Source organism: Streptomyces lancefieldiae (genome assembly GCF_031845825.1).
GTDB classification, from domain to species: Bacteria; Actinomycetota; Actinomycetes; order Streptomycetales; family Streptomycetaceae; genus Streptomyces; species Streptomyces lancefieldiae.
Genome location: NZ_JAVRFH010000137.1, coordinates 1 through 4643 on the forward strand (window position 1 = coordinate 1; position 4643 = coordinate 4643).

At 69.8% G+C, this 4643-nt stretch carries 5 protein-coding genes; 3 read left to right on the top strand and 2 right to left on the bottom strand.

What is annotated here, in order from left to right:
- From RM812_RS40605 to RM812_RS40615, 3 genes are all read left to right on the top strand, one after another.
- Positions 1 to 320: hypothetical protein (locus RM812_RS40605; protein ID WP_311585805.1), on the top strand; the 320-nt coding region annotated here is incomplete at its 5' end.
- A 229-nt stretch (positions 321 to 549) separates the two neighbouring features.
- Entirely contained in the window at positions 550 to 1116 is a 567-nt protein-coding gene (locus RM812_RS40610; RefSeq protein ID WP_311585807.1) for a UTRA domain-containing protein, read from the top strand.
- Between the two features lie 243 nt (positions 1117 to 1359).
- On the top strand, positions 1360 to 1716 hold the full coding sequence (locus RM812_RS40615; RefSeq protein WP_394816602.1) for a WhiB family transcriptional regulator: 357 nt from the start codon (positions 1360 to 1362) through the stop codon (positions 1714 to 1716).
- Positions 1717 to 1848: 132 nt separating this feature from the next.
- Here the strand turns inward: RM812_RS40615 and RM812_RS40620 are convergent, their stop codons facing one another.
- Positions 1849 to 3699, bottom strand: a complete 1851-nt coding sequence (locus tag RM812_RS40620) for a ribonuclease catalytic domain-containing protein (RefSeq protein ID WP_311585811.1) — start codon at positions 3697 to 3699, stop codon at positions 1849 to 1851.
- A gap of 229 nt (positions 3700 to 3928) precedes the next feature.
- Positions 3929 to 4643, bottom strand: a 715-nt coding sequence (locus tag RM812_RS40625; RefSeq protein WP_311585813.1) for a hypothetical protein, incomplete at its 5' end; no start/stop codon positions are given.

The window sequence follows — 4643 nt, forward strand, 5'->3', positions numbered from 1 at the left end:
CCAGACGCACAGTCCACCGGCGCCCCGGCACCCGCTCGTCCAGCTCGCTCACCGCGGCCTGCGTCATCCTGCTCTTCCTCCCGTTCGTGTTCCCGACATCCCGCACGCCGATGGTGCGGGGCGGCGGGCCCACCGTACGCGGAATGGGCTCGGAGAGCGGTGAACTCGCCCCGTGCGCCTGCGGTGCCTTGCAGACGCAGACCCCGATCACCGTGCCCAGGGGCGGCCCGGTCGACCGGGCACGACAGCGCGTCGACCTCGTCCATCGACAGCTCCCGGGGGCTCGGGCCTCCTCCTGCGCCCGCTACACGCGGTCGTGACCGACCGTGTGACGGCACGCCCGCATCAGCGCCCGGACAGCTCTGCCACCCGCCCGCGGGCCGACCCCGCTCGGGATGTCACTCGCAGGCCCGGTCGCACACCTCTATAGACACGCACACGAGCGCTACGGATTGAGGATGCGTGATGGCAGCGACCACTGAATCAAGGCTGGGACGCGGACAGGCTGAGACACCGGACGAGAGGAACGCGAGGCCGCTCCGCCGGCCGGTGACCCGCAGCAACACCCGGCATGCCTGGGAGAAGGCGCGCGTGCGCAAACCGCTCGCGGAACGCAAGGCCACGGGGGCGACAGAGCACGACACCGGGCTGAAGAAGCAGGACCTCGTGTTCACCGCCGTTTACCGGGAGACAGAGGCCTGCAGCCACCTGGCGAAGATATTCGGAGTCTCGCCTGGAACCGCATTGGTCGAGCGAAGCTATCGCACGCAGCACGTCGACGAGCGGCACACACTCGGCATCGTCCGCTCATACCTCGTGCGTGAAGACATCGCCCAGAACCAGGAACTCCTCGACAGCCGAAACGAACCGTGGCCCGGCGGAACCCAATCGCAACTCGCAACCGTGGGAATCGAATTCGCAAAAATCACTGAGCACGTCACTGCACGGTCTGCGACGCCGGCCGAGGCCGTGGAACTCGGAATCGGGACGTCTGACCCGGTGCTCCACATCGAAAAGGTCGCGCAGGACCCCACCGGCCGAGTGGTGGAGGTGGCCCACATTGCCCTGGCCGGGGATCGGACCCGGCTCGAGTTCACCACCCCGCTGGACCGATGACGAGAAAGGGCCATGACGCGGCAGCCCTCGCACCCGCGAGGCCGGAAGGCATGTGCCGTAGCGCGTGGCGGCGCCGGGCAACGCCGCCGCCGGCGCGGTGGCTTCCAACGCTGAGACGGACGGAGCGGACGACCGGCAGCAGGACCAGGCGGCACCGTGCCACGGATCCCGCGCCGTTCGTGGCGGCCCCTCACGGATTGGCCGTACCGTTTCTGACCTGGCGCTGCGTAAGGTTGCAGTCACATGCCAGAACGGGGAGAGGACGGCACAGGGGTGAGAACGGACGGACACTGGAGTGATCACACGGCCTGCCGGGCCGCCGACCCCGAGGAACTGTTCGCCGACGGGGCGGGACAGAACAGGTCGAAGGCGATCTGCTTCGGATGCCCCGTGCGCACGGAATGCCTCGCCCACGCCCTCGACAACCGCGTCGAGCATGGCGTGTGGGGCGGCATGACCAAGCGCGAGCGGCGCGCCCTGTTGCGCCGTCGCCCGACAGTCACCTCCTGGCGGCGGCTACTGGACACCGCACGCCAGGAACACCGAGCCGACATCGGGCGCGTTGCGGACCCTGGCGCGCGGTTGCCCGAGGCCAGTTGAGGGATCGCCGGGACGCCCCGGCAACAGCGAGATCAGGTCGTGCCTGACCAAGGAGCGGCACCGGCGGCCTGAGCCGGTGCAGCGGGCACTACGCCGCGGTGGCCGGTGGCCCCCGCGGCGCCCTCGGCGGTGTTACGCGTGCGATTCCGTCCGTGCGGCACGGATCTGTGTGAGTAGGCCGTCTGCCGCGTTCGCCTTGGCAGTTGCCTTCTTCGTCGCAGAAGCGGTGGCGGACAGGCTCTGACCGTCCATCTCAGCGCGTGCCGTGCACGAGAAGACCATCTGATGGCCGGGGCCGTCGCTGGACATTCCGTACGTCAGGCCGGTGATGACCCGGGTCTGCTCGAGTTCGTTGAGTACCGACACCGGGGAACGGTCCTCAGCGGGCGGGAGCGCCTTCGCGGCGGGTGCGGCCCCGGTGCGGCCCCAGGCTGCAAGATCACGCGAGGGGTCGGGCAGGTCGGCCAGGCGGGCGAGCAGGCTCAGAGCGGCCTGGTGACGGGCTCCCTTCTTCGTGGAGGCCGAGCGCTCGGCACCGGTGACCTGGTCGTCGCCGGAGGACCAGGAGGCCTGGGCACGGAAGACGGCGTCGTGCCCCTGACCCCGGGCCTCGACGGTGAAATCGGGCAGCTCGCACCCGTTGACCTGGGCGTGTACCGAGAGGACGGACACGGCCGTCTCCGGCGACGCCGCGATGGCTTGCAGGCACGCGACGCGGGCCGGCTCCCATCCGGCCCAGCCCGCGACGAGCAAGACGAGCTGCTGCTCCAGGGAGGTGAGCTTCTGGTCGGCGGCGCGTCGGGCAGCCTCGCCGACGAGCGAGGGCCCGGCGATCTGCTCCTTGCAGCCTCGCTTGAGGATGGCGTGGAAGGCCGCGCTGTCGAGCCTGGAGTAGTCGGCTGAGTCATCGGCCGCCGCGCGCCGTGTGCGGGAGTGCGTGACGGACTTCCTCGACTCGCTCTCGGCTTTTCGGTCCTGGCGCGCGCCGTCGTTCAGGGCCTGCGCGACGGCGTGGAGCTCGTCGGCGGAGTAGGGGCTGGCGGTCTTGTCGAGGTGGCTGAGGATGATCCGTTGCACCACCAGGTCGGCATAGCGCCGCAGCGGCGAGGTGCCGTGGAGGTAGCCGGGAAGGTTCAGGCCCCAGTGTCCGCCCATGAACGGCGCGTACTCGGCGGCCCTGAGGGTCATGAGGGTGCGTTGCTGCAGCGCCGCCAGCCGGGCGTCGGAGCGGGCGGTGAAGGCAAGGTCAAGGTCGTGGAGCAGGACGTCCCGGGGCGGGGCGACCATGGAGGCGGAGTGGTTGCGGAAGAGCACCGGAAGGTCGCGTTCGGCAGCCCACCCGGCCAGCGCCGTGTTTGCGGCGATCATGCACTCCTGAACGATCACATAGGCGATGTTCCGTTCGAAGGATGCCAGCCGCACCACGGTGCCGTCCTCGTCGGTGGCCCAGCCGGACAGCAGGTCGTACAGGGCGAGTGCCCCGTGCTCACGCCGGCGCGCGAGGAGAACTTCGCTCACCGCGGCGGCCTGGCGCAGACCGGCGTGCAGGGGGTGGTCGGAGTTGCGGACCGCGGCGGCGACCTCGGCGTGGTCCATGGCCAGGGCGCCGCGCACCGTGGCCCGCTCGACCTCGACGTGATTGACGGATCCGTCCCGGCCGATCTTCATCTGCACCGCCAACGCCGGGCATGCGCGCCCGGGTGCCAGTGTCAGTCGATCTTCCACGGGCCGTGGAAGCATCTTGGCCCGGCCACGCCAGCCGCCGTAGGCCGACTCGCGTCGCCGCAGGGCTTTGCGGTCGGCGTCGCTGCCCAGGGCGACTCCGGAGGCGACGTCGGCGACATAGACCGTCAGCCGCCATCCGTCACTCGTCGGGTGGACCGCGATGGCGTCGTCGCGGTCGACGGTCTCCTTGCTGTCGATCATGACCGGGTCGGTAAGGGCACCGACGGGCGAGCCGGCGGTGAACTGAACGCGGGACAAAAGAGGAGTTCCTTCCTGGGCCACACAGTGTCGTCGGGCGCCGGTGCAAGGCGGGCGCACCAACGAGGTACTTCGCATGATGCCGAACGGCGGGCGCAGTTGGCCGGGCATCGGCAGAAGCGCGCCAACCAGCGATCCTGAAGAGGGACATCAACTGCGGCTGAACGTAGAGGTTTGGGTAGGTAGGTGCTGTCTACGGGGGCCGTACGAGCCCCCCGGCGCCGGGGGTTTACGCGGTTTCGGCGGTGTCGTACAGCTTGGTGACGTATGTGCAGGTCTGTTCCTCCCAGTGTAGGTTCAGAATGCGGCCGATCACGGCCGCTGCGGTCATCGGGCACACCACGTCGGCGGCCTGCTGGGCTCGGGTCCTGATGCCTTCGCCGCGCCCGATGTGGGTCCACGGGTAGTCGCTGCGGAAGCCGACCAGACGGCCGATGTCGTTCTGGTGGATGCGCTGTCCGCTGTCCTCGTCCTTCCAGCCGTAGGCCGTGGCCGTCACACAGTTCGAGGGCTGGTCTGCGGAGAAGCCACCGCCGCCCTTGGGTCGGCCGGTGCGCGGGTCGATCCCGCGCTGTCCCCGGGTGTTGACCCGGCGTCCCGGCCCCCAGCCGACGCACTGGGCGAACGTCGTTACAGGGAAGGGTGTTTCGGGGTGCACGCTGATGACAGGCGTCTGGTTGCGGTAGGCGGTCAGGAAGCGCCGCTTGCGGTGTGAGGGCGACCCGTGCTCCACGGAGTCCAGGGTCATGGCCTCCGTGGTGCGCCATCCGGCCTGCTCGAACTCGAAGAAGATCGTTTCCTCGATCTCGGCCGGAAGGGCGCTGGACTGCTCGACGGCGACCCACTCGACCGATCCGTTGCTGCACAGCATGGCCAGCGGCCAGATGGCCGCCTCGGCCATCAGCCCGGCCCGCTCGTCCTCGAGGCCGGCGAGCTGGGCTCGG

Coding starts and splice junctions, on each gene's coding strand:
- RM812_RS40615 (WP_394816602.1), top strand. CDS start 1,360: ATGCCAGAACGGGGAGAGGACGGCACAGGGGTGAGAACGGACGGACAC.